Annotated in this window: 13 protein-coding genes and 3 pseudogenes; 5 read left to right on the top strand and 11 right to left on the bottom strand. The window is 72.6% G+C overall.

Features of this window, described 5'->3' with window-relative positions:
- Positions 1-35: 35 nt before the first annotated feature.
- The 3 genes from ACIRU3_RS18960 to ACIRU3_RS18970 all read right to left on the bottom strand — a co-directional run bounded on the left by ACIRU3_RS18960 (position 36) and on the right by ACIRU3_RS18970 (position 4129).
- Positions 36-1097: a hydrogenase expression protein HypE gene (locus tag ACIRU3_RS18960; RefSeq protein ID WP_404057529.1), complete on the bottom strand. Its 1062-nt coding sequence runs from the start codon at positions 1095-1097 to the stop codon at positions 36-38.
- 57 nt (positions 1098-1154) lie between these two features.
- Positions 1155-2726: a hypothetical protein gene (locus tag ACIRU3_RS18965; protein WP_404057531.1), complete on the bottom strand. Its 1572-nt coding sequence runs from the start codon at positions 2724-2726 to the stop codon at positions 1155-1157.
- Between the two features lie 503 nt (positions 2727-3229).
- Positions 3230-4129 (bottom strand): LysR family transcriptional regulator, encoded by a 900-nt coding sequence (locus ACIRU3_RS18970; RefSeq protein WP_404057533.1) that lies wholly within the window; start codon positions 4127-4129, stop codon positions 3230-3232.
- A gap of 62 nt (positions 4130-4191) precedes the next feature.
- Here ACIRU3_RS18970 and ACIRU3_RS18975 point away from each other — a divergent pair, with 62 nt between their 5' ends.
- Positions 4192-4542: a DoxX family protein gene (locus ACIRU3_RS18975; protein ID WP_404057535.1), complete on the top strand. Its 351-nt coding sequence runs from the start codon at positions 4192-4194 to the stop codon at positions 4540-4542.
- Positions 4543-4582: 40 nt separating this feature from the next.
- Here the strand turns inward: ACIRU3_RS18975 and ACIRU3_RS18980 are convergent, their stop codons facing one another.
- From ACIRU3_RS18980 to ACIRU3_RS18990, 3 genes and pseudogenes are all read right to left on the bottom strand, one after another.
- The gene (locus ACIRU3_RS18980; RefSeq protein WP_404057537.1) at positions 4583-5812 is read right to left on the bottom strand and encodes a PP2C family protein-serine/threonine phosphatase; all 1230 of its coding nucleotides are present in this window, start codon (positions 5810-5812) and stop codon (positions 4583-4585) included.
- Positions 5809-6936, bottom strand: a complete 1128-nt coding sequence (locus ACIRU3_RS18985) for an aromatic acid exporter family protein (RefSeq protein ID WP_404057539.1) — start codon at positions 6934-6936, stop codon at positions 5809-5811. Before ACIRU3_RS18985 ends, ACIRU3_RS18980 begins: the two co-directional genes overlap by 4 nt.
- Before the next feature lie 132 nt (positions 6937-7068).
- Positions 7069-7163, bottom strand: a pseudogene (locus ACIRU3_RS18990).
- Between the two features lie 177 nt (positions 7164-7340).
- Here ACIRU3_RS18990 and ACIRU3_RS18995 point away from each other — a divergent pair.
- Positions 7341-8309 (top strand): alpha/beta hydrolase family esterase, encoded by a 969-nt coding sequence (locus ACIRU3_RS18995; protein WP_404057540.1) that lies wholly within the window; start codon positions 7341-7343, stop codon positions 8307-8309.
- Positions 8310-8315: 6 nt separating this feature from the next.
- Here ACIRU3_RS18995 and ACIRU3_RS19000 read toward each other — a convergent pair whose 3' ends face one another.
- Positions 8316-8966 (bottom strand): DedA family protein, encoded by a 651-nt coding sequence (locus ACIRU3_RS19000; RefSeq protein ID WP_404057910.1) that lies wholly within the window; start codon positions 8964-8966, stop codon positions 8316-8318.
- A 484-nt stretch (positions 8967-9450) separates the two neighbouring features.
- Here ACIRU3_RS19000 and ACIRU3_RS19005 point away from each other — a divergent pair.
- From ACIRU3_RS19005 to ACIRU3_RS19015, 3 genes and pseudogenes are all read left to right on the top strand, one after another.
- Positions 9451-9951, top strand: a pseudogene (locus ACIRU3_RS19005) (hydrolase TatD); the annotation flags it as partial.
- Positions 9948-10082 (top strand): annotated as a pseudogene (locus tag ACIRU3_RS19010) (xylose isomerase); the annotation flags it as partial. The pseudogenes ACIRU3_RS19005 and ACIRU3_RS19010, both read left to right, overlap by 4 nt.
- A gap of 173 nt (positions 10083-10255) precedes the next feature.
- The gene (locus ACIRU3_RS19015; RefSeq protein ID WP_404057542.1) at positions 10256-11818 is read left to right on the top strand and encodes a hypothetical protein; all 1563 of its coding nucleotides are present in this window, start codon (positions 10256-10258) and stop codon (positions 11816-11818) included.
- Between the two features lie 57 nt (positions 11819-11875).
- Here ACIRU3_RS19015 and ACIRU3_RS19020 read toward each other — a convergent pair whose 3' ends face one another.
- The 4 genes from ACIRU3_RS19020 to ACIRU3_RS19035 all read right to left on the bottom strand — a co-directional run bounded on the left by ACIRU3_RS19020 (position 11876) and on the right by ACIRU3_RS19035 (position 16700).
- Positions 11876-13150 carry a hypothetical protein gene (locus ACIRU3_RS19020; protein WP_404057544.1) on the bottom strand — a complete coding sequence of 425 codons (1275 nt, stop codon included), beginning with the start codon at positions 13148-13150 and terminating at the stop codon, positions 11876-11878.
- Positions 13151-13258: 108 nt separating this feature from the next.
- Complete coding sequence (locus tag ACIRU3_RS19025) at positions 13259-14515, bottom strand: hypothetical protein (protein ID WP_404057546.1); 1257 nt, start codon at positions 14513-14515, stop codon at positions 13259-13261.
- Positions 14516-14676: 161 nt separating this feature from the next.
- Positions 14677-15525 carry an alpha/beta fold hydrolase gene (locus ACIRU3_RS19030; RefSeq protein ID WP_404057912.1) on the bottom strand — a complete coding sequence of 283 codons (849 nt, stop codon included), beginning with the start codon at positions 15523-15525 and terminating at the stop codon, positions 14677-14679.
- Between the two features lie 206 nt (positions 15526-15731).
- Positions 15732-16700: a LysR family transcriptional regulator gene (locus ACIRU3_RS19035; RefSeq protein ID WP_404057547.1), complete on the bottom strand. Its 969-nt coding sequence runs from the start codon at positions 16698-16700 to the stop codon at positions 15732-15734.
- Between the last annotated feature and the right edge of the window lie 116 nt (positions 16701-16816).

A 16816-nucleotide genomic window follows, 5' to 3' on the forward strand; every position in this document is an offset into this window, starting at 1 on the left:
CGGCGGATCGGTGGGGGGATGCGGGCCGGGCGGGGTCATGGGCGGTAGTGCGGGTCGTAACCGCTGGTCAGCTTCTGCTTGTTGTGGCGCCACTTGGGCTCGTGGTTCACCATGTCGTTGGTCAGGCCGCGCAGCCGGCGGATGACCGCCCCGTACGGCTTGATGACGAGGGAGGACAGCGTGCCGCCGGGGGGCTCGTCCATGAAGGGCATGAACGCGTCGGGGAAGCCGGGCATGGTGCACCCGATGCAGATCCCGCCGGCGTTCGGGCAGCCGCCGATACCGGCCATCCAGCCCCGCTTGGGCACGTTGCAGTTGACCACCGGACCCCAGCAGCCCGTCTTCACCAGGCACTTGGGCGAGTTGTAGTCGAGGCCGAAGTCGCCCTGCTCGTAGTACGAGCCCCGGTCGCAGCCCTCGTGCACGGTCTTCCCGAACAGCCACTGCGGACGCAGCATGTGGTCCAGCGGAGGCGGGGGAGCGGTACCGGCCGCGTGCTGGAGCACCCAGATGAGGGTCTCCATGAAGTTCTCGGGCTGGATGGGACAGCCGGGCACGTTGACGACCGGGAGACCGGCCTGCGACTTGAACTCCCAGCCCAGATAGTCGGCGAGGCCCATGCAGCCGGTCGGATTGCCGGCCATGGCGTGGATGCCGCCGAAGGTGGCGCAGGTGCCGGCCGCCACCACCGCCCAGGCCTTCGGGGCGAGTTGGTCGATCCACCAGTTGAGGGTCTGCGGTTCGCCGGTCTCCGGGTCGTTGCCGAACGACGTCCAGTAGCCGTCGCCCTCGATGATGTTCTGGTTCGGGATCGAGCCCTCGATCACGAGGATGAACGGGCCCAGCTCGCCGCGGGCCGCCGCCCGGTACGGGGCGAGGAAGTCCTCGCCGCCCAGGCTCGGCGACAGCACCTTGTTGACCAGGTTGACCTTCGGCAGGCCCGGGATGAGGCCGAGCACCACGTCCTCGATGGACGGCTGGTCGGCAGCCGTCAGGGAGACGGTGTCGCCGTCACAGCTCATCCCCTCGGAGATCCAGAGGATGTGGATCTCGTCGATCCCCTTGCGTTCCTCGGTGGCACTGCTCTGGGTGGTCATGTCGTAGGCCTTTGCTGCAGTCGGTCAGGGAGTCGGTCATCGGCGTGCGCCGTCGGGTCAGGGGCGTCCATCGAGCCGTCCCTCCTCCGGCCCGCCGGCCGGACGTCGGGGCCGCGGGGACTGCGGCCGGGGTGGGTGGTCCGGGTCCGCGGGACCCGGCGTGTCCCCGCCTGCGAGCGGTTCGACCTCGTCGGGCCGGAAGTAGTGGAAACGGCCGTACCAGCCGTGCAGTTCGGCCGCGGGATCGCCGTCGACGGTCACCGCGAGGTGGACGCTGCCGTCCACGTCGTGGAAGACCGCCGCCACCCGCGCGGTCCGGCCCGCCAGGAACATGTCCTGGGCGTCGGCACCCCGTCCGTGCGGGCACAGCCGCACCCGGCTGCCGCCGCCGACGGGGACGCCGTCCACGAGCACCGTGTCGGTCGTCGGGCACATCCCCTCGTCGGCGTCCTCCTGCCACCAGGCGGGCCGTTCGACGGGACCGGGATCGACGGGGACGGCGGGCGTGACCGGGGCCAGCGAGCGGATGGCGCCGTGCAGCCGGGCGAAGACCTCCTGGGGCATGCTGTCGACACGGTCGAGGATCTGCGCGGCACGCGGGTCCGTGGCCCGCGCCTCCGCCTTCTCCTCGTCCGTCAGAAGCATCGTGCGCAGCGTCAGGATCTCGTCGATCTCCGCCGCGTCGTGCAGATCGCCCGGGCTCTCCGGCGCCACCTGCGGACGGTCCGGGAGGATGATCGGGGAGGACAGGGCGGCCCGCCCGGTCGGCGCCGTCTCCTGCGGCTCGCCGCCCAGGACGGGAAAGGTGAACTCGTTGCGGCACGCGCCCACCTGCTCCCGCAGGCCGGCGGGCGGATCGGTCAGTGAGACGAATTCCACGCCCTCGCCGCCGAGAAGGGTGTGCGCGGCGAGCAGCGCGGGCCGCAGCGCATCGCCGCGAGAGGCCCGGACATCCGGTGCGCGCCCGGTGTTCTCGGTGCGTACCCGCAGCCGGTACACGTCGTCGGTGAGCGGCTCGGCCAGGACCGTCGTACGCGCCCGGACCTCCTCGCGCCGCCGCACCACACGCCCGGCTCCCCCGGGCAGCGGCTCCGTCTCCTCACCGGGCGGCGCACCGGCCTCGGCGACGCACTCGCCCCGCAGCAGATCCGCCAGCGGCCATACTCGACCGATCTCACGCGGCACCGCCTCGTCGAAGGTGAGATGGGCCGTCCCGTCGTCCGTCCGCAGCGACTCGACCGGGCGGTACCGGCCGTCCGCGCCGGCCGCCTGCACCTGCTTGTGCTGCATCTGCAGGTAACGCACCCGCACCCGGACGGCCGGTCCGGGCCCGCGCACGCGCAGCAGGCACTCGGTCTGCTGGTACCAGGAGTCCGCTGAGCCGGAAAGTCCCGGGGTGACGGGTCCGTCCGCCTCCACCCAGTTCCGGGGCAGAAGCACCCCGAACTGCCAGCGGACGCGGTTCTTGGCCGAGGAACGGCGGTACGGATAGAGCAGGTAGCCCTCGTAGAGGACGGCATCGGCGACGCCGCTCAGCTGCGCGAAGGCATCGCCGGACCCGTCGCACGACGGGTCGTCGCCCGCCACCGCAGCACAGGTCACGCCACTCACGCCGACCGTCTCGGCCATTCCGCCTCCTTGCCACAGTTGCACCGCTCATCCCTTCCACCACGGTCACACCCCTCACGGGTGCTCGCCCTTCCGGCGGACCGGCATTGGGCCGGGCAGGGGACAAGACCGCCTGAGAAGGGCGGGATCGGCGTCCGGCAAGGGGGCGGGGGCTTTGCCGGGCACCCTCCGGCGACCGGGTCACCGCGTCCGCAGCGGGTCCGGGCGGGACTGCGGCTACCTGCTCGGCGACGGTCCGGGGCCCTCGCGCGCATACCGGGACGCCGAGTGTGGCCGGGCCCGCGCGACCGTGCGCCAGGTCGCCGAAGACGCTTACCGGGTCACCGCGGCCGACGCGCTCCGGACGGGCGGCGGGCCTTCGGCGCGGCGGGCGGATCAGCGCCTTGCGTTCCTAGTCCGCTCGGTCCACCGCCATCGTCGCGAGGACCTGCCGTGCGCCGGGAGCCGCCAACACCTGCGGGGGCAGCGGCTCCTGGCCGGTCAAGCGGGTGGCGCGGGCCGGGTCATGAACGGTCCTTCGCGATGTCGAGGCAGCACCGGACGAAGTCCTGCACGACCGGATTGCGGTCGTCGGCGGGAGCCCAGGCGATGCCCACGTGCGTGGGGCTCACGCCGGTGACCGGTCGGTAGACCACGCCGGGGCGGGCGTAGAACCGTGCGGCGGACCGGGGCGCGAGGGCGATGCCGTAGCCGTTCGCGATGGCGTTCAGCCAGTCGTCGGGCTGCTCGGTGACGGCGCCGATGCGGACGGGATGGCCCTCGCGCTCGTCGGCTGCCAGCCAGTGGTCGCGCCACGAGCCGGTCTCCTGCGGAGCGGCGACGAACGGCTCGTCCCACAGATCGCGGAAGGCAATCGTGTCGTGCGCGGCCAGCGGGTGCGCGCTGGGCAGGGCGACCCAGCGCGGCTCGCTGAACAGCGGCTCGACGCGCAGAGAGTCCTGGCCCGGGAAGGGCAGCCGCAGCAGCGCGGCGTCCACGTCCCCGGTTGCCAGGCCGGCGCTCGGGTTCGTCCAGGCCGCCTGGCGCAGCTCGGTACGCCACCCGGGCCGGCGCCGGGCGAACGCGGCGACGATCTCCTGCGTCGCCTCGTTGGCCGCGCTCGCCATGCACCCGACGCGCAGCACCCGCGAGGACTGCCGGTCCGCGGCCCGGGTTGCGCACAGGGCGTCGTCCCAGGCCGCGAGCACCTTCGGGGCGAGGCGGGCGAGTTCCCGGCCGGGCCCGGTGAGCGCCATCCCGGACCGCGAACGATCGAAGAGCCGTACGGCGAGCTGGGTCTCCAGTTGCCGGATCTGCTTCGTCAGGGCCGGCTGGGACACGAACACGCGCTCGGCGGCGCGGGTGAGGCTGCCGTCCTCGGCGACGGCCAGGAAGGAGCGCAGCAGGCGGGTGTCGACATCCATTCCACCAGGTTATGGATGCAGGTATTGGACGGCGCGGTGACTCCCCGAGGAACGTGGAAGCCATGGAACTCGCCTACTTCCTCGTCACCTGTGCGGCCGTCCTGGCCAACGCCGGCATCGCGGCGGCCGATCTCGCGAAGGCGCCCTTCGTGCTCGCCAACTCGGGCGAGGTCGGCGTGCCGCCGCTCTGGATCCCGCCCCTGGCTCTGCTGAAGGCGGCCGGAGCGGCCGGACTCGTGCTGGGACTGCTGGGCCTGCGCCCCCTGGGAACGGCGGCCGCCGTCGGCCTGGTGCTGTTCTACGCCGGCGCCGTGGTCGTCCATGTACGGGCACGCGTGCTTCACAACATCGCGTTCCCGGGCTTCTTCCTGGCCCTGGCTGCCGGAGCGCTGGCCCTGGCGGTGCTGCGGTAGCCGCCTCGGCCTCCGCCCGGGGCACCCGTCAGAGCGACCGTCACCCGCGGCCGCACTTCGACTCGGGTGGCAGCCGTTCCAGGGCCAGCAGTGCCGCGTCGTCGCCGAGGTCGCCGTCGACATGGTGCAGGAGGGCGTGGCGCAGGGCGGAGACCATGGCCGGCAGGGGGCGGTGGGCATGGGTGCGGGCGTGGGCGGGCAGGTCGTAGAACCGGCCACGGCGGTCCCGGGCCTCGATGAATCCGTCCGTGTAGAGGAGGAGCCGGTCGCCCGGGGCGAACGGCACCGTGTGGGCGACCGGCTCCGCGTCCAGCAGGTCGCCGAGTCCGAGAGGCGCTCCCGGCTGGTCGGGCAGGTCGGCGTGGACCTGGCCCGAGCGGACGAGGAGCGGCTCGGGGTGGCCGCAGTGGACGATGCGGGCGACCGGCTCGCCGGGCGGGAACTCCACCAGCAGCGCGGTCGCGAACCGCTCCGTGAACAGAGCCGCCGTGCCCTGGTCCTCCAGCTCCGCCATCTGCCGCCGGGCGCGTTCGTCCAGCTGCTCGGCCACCCGCGTCAGGGACGCCTCCCGGTCCGCCAGTTCCCGGAACGCGCCGAGCAGGGTCGCGCAGGCCCCTACGGCCGTCAGCCCCTTGCCCCGCACATCCCCGATGAGGATCCGGGTGCCGTACGGCGTCTGCAGCGCCTCGTAGAAGTCGCCGCCGATCCGGGCCTCCGACTCGGCCGCCAGATACACGCCGCACAGGGCCAGCGAACTGATCCGCCGGGGGAGCGGGTGCATCAGTGCCCGCTGTGCCGTCTCCGCCACCGAGCGGACCTGGCGCAGCTGCCGTTCCCGGCGCAGCCGCAGGGAACAGGTGGCGAGGGAGGCGAGCCCGACCACGGCCAGGCTGCCCAGCATGACATCCGCATCGGGGCGGCCGCTCTGCCCCGCGGCCAGCTGCAGCAGCGCGGTCACCGAGAGCGCCGCGCCGGCGAGGGCCGCCGTCGCCCACAACGGGAGCAGAGCGGCGGCCAGGACCGGTACCGCGGCCATCACCGGCGAGACATGCAGCCAGTCCGGCGTGAGCAGGTCCGTGAGGGCTACGACCACCATGAGCAGGACAGGGGCCGTCGCCAGGAGCAGACGGGCCCCGGGCAGGCGGCTCCTGGCGCGCGGGCTGCGGTCCTCGGTGCCGGGCAGCGTGTGCTTCTCGGCAGCGGGTCCGGTGGCGGTGTGCTGAAGATCCGTGGGGTGATCCGTGGGGTGAGGCGTGCGGTGAGAGCTCATCGTCGTGGTGAGGGCCGTAGCGGGCCGAGCGCCCGGTGGCGCCGGGCGGGCGGACGGGTGGGGGTGGGTACGGACGTCGTCAGGCAGGACAGGACCGCATCCAGGTGATCGACGAGATGGCGGTCCTCGGCGCAGGCGACGAACTGCTCGCGGCCGGGTCTGCCGAGGCGGGCGAGGGCGTGCCGGGCGGCGGGCAGAGCGGGATGGGGGTGGCCGCCCCGGCAGTCGTAGACGCACAGGGCCGTCGTGCGCAGCAACCGTGCGTACGGCTGTGCGAAGCGGTCGGCGCCGGGGGTGTCCTCGCCCCGGGTGCCGGGCCGGTCCGTGGTGTGCTGCGCGTCCAGCAGCCGTCCGGTCGCGCACACCTGCCGCTCCACGTCGGCCAGCGCCCGCAGCACACGGCGGTCCAGGTGCCAGCGACGGCGTCGTGCCATCGGCCGTACGTTCCACCGCACGCTCTCGTGCGCTTCGTCCAGGGCGGTACGCGCTTCCGAAACCGCGGAGTCGAGCTCGTGCTCCCAGCTGGAGCCGAGCACGCTCCGTGGCCGTTCGCGCCGGGTGACGGCGTCGGCCAGACCCTCGAGGTGATGGGCGAGCTGGGTGCGCAGTCTCTCCAGCGCGCGCTCGGCGGAGCGCACACGTACGGCCGGGAACAGCAATGCGCTGCACGCCAGGCCGATGGCTATGCCCAGCATGATCTCCGCGACGTGGGAGACCAGCTCGGCGGGGTGCCGGCCGCGGACCAGGGCGAAGGTGATGAGGGCCGTGGTCGGCAGATGCAGCCCCTGGTGGCCGAGGAACTCACGCCGGGCCAGCAGGGCGGAGGCGAAGACGACCAGCCCGAGACCCAGCATGCCGGGCTCGGCGTACAGAGCGGCGGGTACGGCGATGGCCACGCCGAGCAGGCATCCAGCGGCGTACCGGGACGCGGCGGCGACCGTGCGCACCACCGTCGCCTCGACGATGAGGAGCGCCGCCACGGAGCCCACGTAGGGGTGGGGCAGGTGCAGCAGGGTCACGCACACCTGCCAGGTCAGCACGGCCGCCACGGTCGCCCGCGCGGCATCGGCACAATCGGTTCGTCCGAACGGCATCGCGAGGGCGGATGTCCGTGCACTGCGCATGCCTTCCGTGCCTCCTTCTGTCTGCCGGATTCCCCGGGCCCGCCTGGACGGGCGAGGGGCAACAGCCGCCCAGGATAATCGGACAAATGGGGCATATGGCAAACGAGGAGCATGTCGGCTCTGGTGCATGGGCGGAGAGGGCAGGATTCGAACCTGCGTGGGCCCCAGGGGGCCCGACCTCGAGGCGTGCTCGCCGGTCCCCGATCAACCGCTCCGGGCACCTCTCCCCGTGACCGGCTTCCGGTTGCCCGTGCCGTTCACATCAACTACGGTGCCACGCCCCGCTGACGCGGCGGTGACCCCTCGCTGACGCGCGGAGCCCGGCCGCGGGCCCATTTCCGGCAGGCGCACTATGGTGTCCGACCCCATATCGCCGCTGTGTGAGGCTCCTAGCATCTGCGGGCATGCAGACCAGAGCCGCACGCCTGAAAGTCGCCCTGGTGGCCCTCGTGGCCGCCTTGGCCGCCGGACTCCTCACACCCCGCCCGGCGGCCGCTGCCGCCTCCCTCACCGAAGTCACCGGGTTCGGCAGCAACCCCGGTGCGCTGCGCATGTTCCGCTACGACCCCCCGGACCTGCCCGCGAACGCCCCCGTCGTCGTCGCCCTGCACGGCTGTACCCAGGACGCCGGGTACGCCGTCAACAGCGGCTGGAGCACGCTCGCGGACCGCTGGCACTTCTCCGTCGTGGTCCCGCAGCAGTCCGCGACCAACAACCTCAGCAAGTGCTTCGACTGGTTCCAGCTCGGGGACATCGAGCGCGGCGACGGCGAGGCCGCCTCGATCGCGCAGATGGTGGACCGCCAACTCGCCGACGTCCAGGGTGATCCCTCGCGCGTGTTCGTCACCGGTCTGTCCGCCGGCGGCGGGATGACGGCGGTGATGGCGGCGACGTACCCGGAGAAGTTCCGCGCAGCAGGCATCGTCGCCGGGCTGCCGTACGACTGCTCCGCCGCGGCCGGTGGACCGTACCCGTGCATGTACGGATGGGCGAACCAGACGCCGGCCCAGTGGGGCGACCGGGTCCGCGGGGCCCGGCCCGGCTACACGGGTCCCTGGCCCACGCTCACCGTCTTCCAGGGCTCCGCGGACAGCACGGTGAAGCCGTCGAACATGACGGACCTGGTCAGGCAGTGGGCCGACGTCCAGGGCGCCGACCAGAGCGCGGACGTCTCCGACACCGTGGCGGGATATCCGCACCAGATCTACCGGAACCCGTCCGGGCAGGCCGTGGTCGAGACTTACGGCATCACGGGGATGGGACACGGGCAGCCCGTCGACCCGGCTGCCGGGTGCGGGACCACGGCCCCGTACGTCCTCGACGTCCATCTGTGCGCCGCCTACCGGCTCGGGCAGGCCTGGGGCCTCGGCTGAGACCCGTCAACTCCCGGTCGGACCGCAGCGGTCCCGCCGTTCGCGCCGCGTACGGCGGGCCTCCGCCAGCAGGGGCAGCAGGGAGACCACGACGATGATCGCGACCAGCGGCAGCAGGTAGCGGTCGACGTGGGACACCGACGAACCGAGGAGGTAGCCGGCGAGGACGAGGCTCTGGGACCAGAGCAGGCCCCCGACGGTCTGCCACACGGTGAACGTCCGCACAGGCACACCGAGCGCGCCGGCCGCCGGGTGCAGGACGGATCGCAGCATCGGGACGAAGCGGCCGATCACCAGCGCCTTGCCGTATCCGTAGCGGGCCAGCAGCCGCTCCGTCTGGGCCGCGCCCTCCTTCACGCGCCGGTGCGAGGTGCGGGCCAGCAGGGGGCGCCCGCCGTGCTGCCCGAGCAGATAGCCCACCTGGCCGCCCGCCACGGCGCCGACGGCCGCGCACAGCAGCACCTGCCACAGCTCCAGCCGCGGCCCCTGCTCACCGCTTGCCGCGCACAGCACACCGGCCGGGAACAGCAGCGTGTCACCCGGCAGGAAGAAGCCGACGACCAGCAGGCTCGACTCGGCGAAGATCACGACCAGGACGGCCAGCGCGCCGAAGGCAGCGAGCAGCGAGGCGCTGTCCGTCGGATTGACGGCGATCACCGCCCTCGCCTCCCGGCCCTGGTCGTCGGTCGCTTCCCTCAAGTGTCACGTGGTCGCGACTCGGATGCCCGGAGAGGGGAGAACCCCGCATGCCGGGCGGGGGGACCGCCAGGCATGCGGGGGGACGAGCCTCGCGGGCCGGTGCAGGGAGGCCCGCCCCGCCGGGAGGGGGAGAACCTCGCGGTGGTCCTCCAACTCCGCACTGAGCGGGCGAGGGGGAATCCGACGTCGTCGACGCGGAAGGCGGGACGACTGCGGCGTCTGACGGAGACACGGCAGCTCCGGCGCTCGTCGAATCAGTCGCCGCCGCGCAGCACCCGTTGGCCGCCGTGGGCCCCCGGCGTCGTAGACGTCCCAGCACCGTGGTGTGAGTCCGGCACCCTTCTGCAAGGCGTTGCAGAACCGGATCGCGTCCCCCCCCAGGAGGAGACCCCCTCGACGGACAGCCGGCCCCGGATCCGTCGGGTACGGCCACGAGCACGCTCGGGCCCTGGCCCGGCAGCTCCAGCTCGCCGCCGACCACGGCCTGCCCGCGCTGGTGCACACCCCGCACCGCGACAGGCTCGCCGGGCTGCGCCGCACCCTCGACGTCGTCCGTGAGTCCGCGCTGCTTCCTGAGCGGGTCCTCGTCGACCATCTGAACGAGACGACCGTCAAGGAGGCCAGGGACAGCGGCTGCTGGCTGGGCTTCTCCGTCTGCCCCGACACCAAGATGGACGAGCGCCGGATGGTAGGGATCCTGCGCACATTCGGACCCGAGAAGGTCCTGGTCAACTCCGCCGCCGACTGGGGCCGCAGCGATCCGCTGAAGACCCGTCGGGCGGCCGACCTGACACCGGCCGAGGGCTTCACCGAGGACGACGTCGACCGCGCGCTGTGGCGCAACCCCGTCGCCTTCTACGGCCTCAGCGGCCGTCTGGACCCGGAGGTCACCCCGCCCGAGGCGACCCACGAGGGCAACTCCCTGCTGCGCGGCGGTGAGTGAGCGCCACGCGGCTGCGCCACCCGGACGGCACCACCGTCCACCTCGCCCACTGCACCAACGTCCACCCCGCCGAGAGCCTGGACGGCGTCCTCGCCCAACTGCGCGACCACTGCGAGCCCGTCCGCCGCCGCCCTGCGCCGCTGGCGGCACAGCGGACGGAGGCGGAGGGCCTTCTCATGGACCCACGCGGGCCCTCCGCCCCTGCCGGTGACCGCTGTCCTGGACACCCTCTGTCAGGCCCGCGCCCCCAGCCGTACACTGCCGATCCGCAGACATGCGGGCCTAGTTGACGGGGGGAGCCACCATGTCCGGATACCCGTACGGTCCGAGCCAGGGATTCGCCGTACCACCGATGCCCTCGGCTCCACCGCCCGCGCCACCGGACGGCTGGCGGGCGGCCGCGGTCGCGGTGCTCAACCTGAGCGGGTTCGGCCTCGGATACGCACTCCTGCGAAGACGGCTCCCGATGGCCGCCTGCCTGGCGGCGACCGTCGTCCTGCTGTTCGTCGCCCTGCCCGCCGACGCCGACGGCGTCCCGGGCGCCGCGCTCGCCCTGTACGCCGTGTTCCTGCTGCTGGCGGCCGTTCACGGTGCCGTCGCCGGCCTGCGCACGCGGCTCACCTGGCCGGGCAGAGCACCCCTCGCCCTGCTGCTCGGCGTGCTCCTGCTCGCCGTACCGGCAGGCGGCGCGCTGTGGTACGACGACGCGCACGAGGAGGCCGTACAGCAGGCGCTCCTCGACCGTCTGGACAAGGCCGACCACCTGGTGACGGCGGCAGGACGGCAGAGCTTCTCCACCGCTCGGTCCGACTACCGGGAGGCCCTGGAGGTCTACCGCGACCTCGCGGTCCACCACTCCGGCTCGCGCGCTGCGGACCAGGTCCCCGACCGCATGCGGACGTACTACACCACGGTCGGCGCGGCCTACGGCCACCAGCGGTACTGCGAGGCGATAGAGCCGCTGAAGTACCTGCGTACGGTGCCCCGTGCGATGCCGGAGAAGGAACTCGGCTCGCTGACCCGGTGGCCCGACGACCGACTGGCCACCTCGTTGTACGAATGCGGACGGGCGGGCCTGACAGCAGGGCAGGACGACTGGGTGCCCCGCTTCGGCGACCTTCTGAACACCTTCCCGCGGTCCGCGCCGGCGGCCAAGGTCGCACCCGCCGTGGACGCGGCGGTGAAGGGCGCCGAGAAGGACGTCACCGGCCGTGAACCCTGCACCGCGGTCCAGCAGTTGCGCGACCTGGACACCCGCATCACCGACCTGTCGGGCACGGCCGGGAACGCGGCCGACGACCTCACGAAGTCGGCCGACCGCGCGGACAGGAGCGGCGACGCGGGGGAGTACGCCTGCGGCGTCGACCAGTACAAGGACCGCGACTTCGACGCGGCCCGCAAGACCTTGGAGCAATACGTCTCCGACAACAAGAACGGCAGGAACCGGGACCGGGCCAAGAAGATCGCCATCGGAGCCGAGGTGGCCCAGACCCTCCCGGCTGCCGGGAAGAAGCTGCCGACCACCGCGTCCGGCGGCAGCATCTCCGTCACCGTGAAGAACGACAGCCCCGACGACGTGACCGTGCTCTACACCGGCCCGGTCACCGGCAGCTTCACCCTCAAGGGATGCGGCAGCTGCAAGTCGTACTCCCTCGCCGACACGCTGATCACCGGCTTCAAGCCGTGCAGCAGCGGCAAGAACTACCCGCAGCGGACGCTCAGCCTCCCCGTCGGCACCACGTACTTCGTGCACAAGCCGCACGGCGGCAGCACCGCCACGCCCGCCTCGGACACGGCCAAGCTCCGGTCCGGGTACATCTACACGGAATGCGCCTACACGACGCGGACACTGGGGTCCAGCTCCTGACGGTGCGCGCACAGCAGCGGGGCGGGCCGAGGCCCGCCCCGCCTGCGGCCGTATCCGTTACCGCTGCCGGGCGGCGCGCCGGCGGACCACCAGGACGGCGCCCGCGCCGACGACCACCGCCCCGGCCGCGGCGGCCGTCAGGGGCAGGACCTGACCGGAGCCGGTGCTCGCCAGGTCACCGCCGGTGGAGGAGGAGCCCGAGGTGCCGCTCGTGGAGCTGCCGCCCGTGGTCCCGGTGCCGGAGCCGGACGACGACCCGGACGCAGACCCCGAACCGCCGGTGGACGCGCTGCCGGAGCCCCCGGTGGAGGACGTCGAGCCGCTGCCACCCGTGGAGCCGTGACCCGAGACGTCGAGCAGGATGTCCGCGGTGTCGTTCGACTTGTCGGGGTCGAAGGGGCGCGGCTGTCCCGCGAGCGCCACCGAGCCCTTCGCCCCGGACACCGACTTGTCGATCTTCAGCTTGAAGTCGTAGGTCTCCCCGCCGCCCTCGTTGATCCAGGCCTGGCTCGTGCCGCAGTCGTACGTCCTCGAACCCATGCTCTTGCAGAACCCGTCGGCCTTGGCGACCGACGTACCGGCCGGCATCGTGATGTGCACGCGGGTCGCCCCGGCGCCGATCTCGCGGAGCACCCAGCCGGGCCCGGCGTTGGTGAACTTCACCACCAGCGGGACGGTGTCCCCGACACGGCCCTTCAGGCGGTTGCCGTTCACCCGGAAGTCGGCCGTGTTCTTCGCGGTCACCTTCACGTCCACCGCGTCCCAGCCGTCGTGCCGGGCGGAGCCGGGGGCGGCCGGGGTGTCGTCGGGCCGCTCGACCAGTTTCACCGCGGGGCCCGTACCGCGCACCGGCTCCGAGGCGCCGTCCCCCGGACCGGTGTCGGCGGAGTCGACCGTCACCCGCAGCTCGTCGTACAGGGCGCGGTCGAGCGCCTTCAGGGTCAGCGGCCTTTCGGGGGCGTAGACGACACCGGGCTCCACCCGCTGGTCGAACTCGCAGATCACGTCCGAGGAACCCGGCTGCTCGTCGAAGGAACCGATCTCGTAGCGCAGACAGTTGGAGGGCACCTCGGTGTGGCTGAGGCCGCGCGTGACGGAGTACGACATCCAGACCTTGCCGAGTGCCGCGGTTCCCGTGTTGGTGAAGGAGGTCGGCACCGTGAACTCGCTGCCGGGCTTCACCCCGTCGATCGGGCCGATCCTGCCCAGCACCAGACCGGGTCCCGGGTCTGCGGCGCCGGCGGGAGCGGCACCCAGCGCGAGCAGGGCGACGGCGCCGACCGCACCGGCGGTCTGTCGGAGTGCACGGGGGCCGGGAAGTGTGGGGGGCATGGAATCCTCTGCATGAAGCGGATACAACGGACAGCTGAACTGTGTGGGAACGTGAGTTCCCGTACAGGAGACTGCCGATACCGCCCGAGGGTTGTACAGGGCCCTGGATCAAGAACCGGTTCGTGCGTCCTGCGTCCGTTTCGCGGGACGCAGGAAGGCGGACCAGCCGCCCTCGGGCTCCTCGCCGACCTGCAGCGTGCGCAGCTTCGCGAGGACCGCCGGGTCCTGGGCGTCGAGCCAGTCGACGAACTGCCGGAAGGAGACCAGGCGTACGTCCTCCTCGTCGGCGATCCGTCTCAGGGCCTCTTCCACCGCGTCCATGTAGATGCCGCCGTTCCACTCCTCGAAGTGGTTGCCGATGAAGAGCGGGGCCCGGTTCGTCTCGTACGCCCGCCGGAACCCGGCCAGATACGACTCCGTCGCAAGGACGCGCCAGGCCGGATAGTTGTAGGAGGGCGCGCGCGTCGAGTTCCCCGACTGGTTCGCCAGCATGTTGTAGTCCATGGACAGCACCTCGAACCGGTGGCCCGGGAAGGGGATGTTCTGCAGCGGGAGGTCCCAGAGGCCGCCCCGCCTGCGCGGCCAGCGTTGCAGTCCGCCCGGTGAGGACGCGTCGTAACGCCAGCCCAGCTCGCGGGCGACGGGCAACAGGTTGCGCTGCCCCAGCAGACACGGTGTGCGGCCGCCCACCAGTTCCCGGTCGTAGTCGAAGGGCAGCGGCGGAAGGTCGTGCCAACCGGTGTGGGTGCGCCACGACTTGACGAACGACCGGGCCTGCTCGATCTCCGCGTGCCACTGCGCCGGACTCCAGAGGGCGACGGATCCCGGACCGTCGCAGAAGTGCCCGTTGAAGTGCGTGCCGATCTCGTGTCCGTCGAGCCACGCCTCACGGACGTACTTCAGCGTCTGCTTGATGTGTCCGTCGGCGAGGTAGCCGATGTCGGAGGCGCCGACCGGGTTCTCCGGCGGCCGGTACAGCCGCTTCTTCGCCTCCGGCAGCAGATAGAGACCGGACAGGAAGAACGTCATGTGCGCGCCGTGCGCACGCGCCAGCTCCAGGAACCGCGGGAACAGCCCCTTGCCCAGCTCGCCCGCCCCGTCCCAGGAGAACACCACGAACTGCGGCGGGGTCTCGCCCGGCTCGAGCGCCGTCGGGGCGGAGGGCTGACGCGGCTGCTCGCCGGTGTCCGCCGTCGAGCCGTCGCCGATGCTCCGCAGCACCGGCCGGTCCTCTTGGCTTCCGGGGCCTGCCGCAGGGCCGCCCAGCCCGACAGGCCCTCCGCAGTCGGCCAGCCAGGCGGCCGCGGCACCCACACCGGCGGCGAGACCGAGGCGTGTCACGCCTCGGCGGGTGATTCCACTCATCGGCATCCCGACCCGCGCCGAGCCAGGCGCGTTGTGCGCCCCCCTGCGGTACTCACGACACCTGGCACCGTAGAGCCGATAAGCACACAAATAGATCATTTGGGTCGGCGTGGCGGACAAAGGATCACCGAGTTGCGGCGGATCCGGCCGGCCCGCCGAGGTCAGCGCTTGGAGTGCCGTGCCAGCCACTCCAGGGCGGCGGCCGCGTCGTGCAGGACGGAGAGGTGCCCGGCGGCCGGGCGAAGCCACAGTTCCGAGCGGGGACAGCGGCGTGCGAGCCACTCCCCGTGACTGCTGGGCACGACCCTGTCCTGACCGCCGTGCAGAACGAGGACCGGCGCCGTGATCGTGGCGGGGTCGCAGCCCCACGGACGGACGTAGGCCAGGTCGTCGTCGATCAACCCGCCCGGACCGGCGGCCACGGCCGGCCCGACGACCTCCCCGAGCCAGGACCAGTCACCCGCCAGGGCCGCATGATCGGCCTCCGTGAACATGGCCGGGTCGTACTCCGCTGCCGCTTGGTACCGCGCCTTGGCCTCGCGGCCCGCCACGGCCGCGGACAGCGACTCCCGGCAGGACGCGGCCATGCCGGCGAACCAGTCAAGACCCTCCGCGTCGAACGGGGCGGGCCCCGACCCGGCGACCGCGCCGAGGACCCGCTCCGGCAGCACGGCGGCACACGCCAGGGCGTGCGAGGCGCCACCGGAGTGACCCATCACGGCGAACCGGTCGATGCCCAGCGCATCGGCGATACGGCCGACATCGGCGGCCGCCGAGGCGACGCTGCGGCCGCCCAGCGGGGTCGACCCGCCGTACCCGGGACGGTCGTACGACACCCAGCGGATCCCGAGCCTGGCGGAGGCGGGGAAGAGCGGCGCGGGTGGCATGCCGATGTTGGGAGTGCCGTGATGCCAGAAGACGGGCAGAGTCGCGGATTCCCCGGCGCCGGTGTCGTAGATGTGCAGCCTGCGGCCGTCGGGCAGCTCCAGGTCCGTTTCGGCCACGTGGATGTGCGTCACGGTGCGGATCCTTCCGGGTGGGTGCCGGGGGTGCGGTTGCCGTACTGACCCCGTGGACACCCGGAAATCATCGGTCGGCCCCGGTCGGTCCCGCTCGCGGACGTGCCCCGTGCCGGCGTGCGCTCCGGGGAGCGGCCCCGGACCCGTGCCCACGGCCTGCGACCGGGCAGGTCCACCGACTGTCGGAGCCGGAGTCCTCAGGCCCCCACCGCACGAAGTGCCTGCGCCGGTGGCCCGGTCGCCCGGCGCTCCAGCCACTCCTGGTACGCCGGCGCCTGGCGGGCCGCCTCCCAGTAGGCCTCCTCCAGCTCGGAGCGACCGTTGTCGAGTTCGGCTGCCGTCCGGGCCGCCAGCAGCAGCCGTACCCCTATCGGGTCGCCCCGCAGCGGCCGGATGGCGAGGTCGGGGCGGGGGCGGGCGGTGGGCTGGCTGACCGTGACCACCTCGCCGATGGCGGCCAGCGAGTACGCGGTGAGGTAGTCGCCGTGCAGCAGGTCGGGTTCGATCCCGGCCTCGCGCAGTACGCGGCACACACCGTCCCATTCGCCGTCGACCGTGGAGTCGAGCATCCAGCGGTCGTGGGCGAGATCGGTCAGGCGCACCTCGCGCTGCGTGGCCGCGGGGTGGTCGGCGGCCAGGGTGACGAACTGCGGTTCGCGTTCCACCAGGACCCGCAGGCGCAGCCCGGCCGGGATGCGCAGCGGGCTGCCCTCGACCTCGTGCACGAACGCCAGGTCGAGCCTGCCCTCGGCGACCATGAGCAGCAGGGAGTTCGCGGACACGTCCATCTGGAGGCTGGGTTCGACCGGCGGGACACGGGTGCGCAGCCGGCGGAGCCAGCCCGGCAGGGCCCGACTGGCCGTGGCGCCGATGCGCAGCTGGGGGCCGCCCGCGGCTCGGGCGGCCGCCGCCCTCGTCTCGGCCACGATCGCGGCCAGTTCGGCGACGAGCGGCCGGGCGCGGCTCACCACGATGTGGCCCAGCGGTGTGAGGCGGCTGCCCGTACGGTCACGGGTGAAGAGCCGGCCGCCGAGTGCCTGCTCGATACGGCGCAGCTGGGTGCTCAACGAGGGCTGGGCCATGCCGAGTTCGCGAGCCGCCCTGTGCAGACTGCCGGCGTCGGCGATGGCGCAGAGAACGCGCAGGTGCCTGACCTCGAGCTCCATGCGGGGAGCGTAAGGGCAGTGTCTGATGAGGCGCCAGATGTTCAAACACCAACGGAACCGCACGAGTTGACCGTGATAGCCGCGCGCTATCCCCAAGTGCCATCATCCGCCGCACT

Source organism: Streptomyces sp. NPDC101151 (assembly GCF_044768335.1).
Lineage (GTDB): Bacteria > Actinomycetota > Actinomycetes > Streptomycetales > Streptomycetaceae > Streptomyces.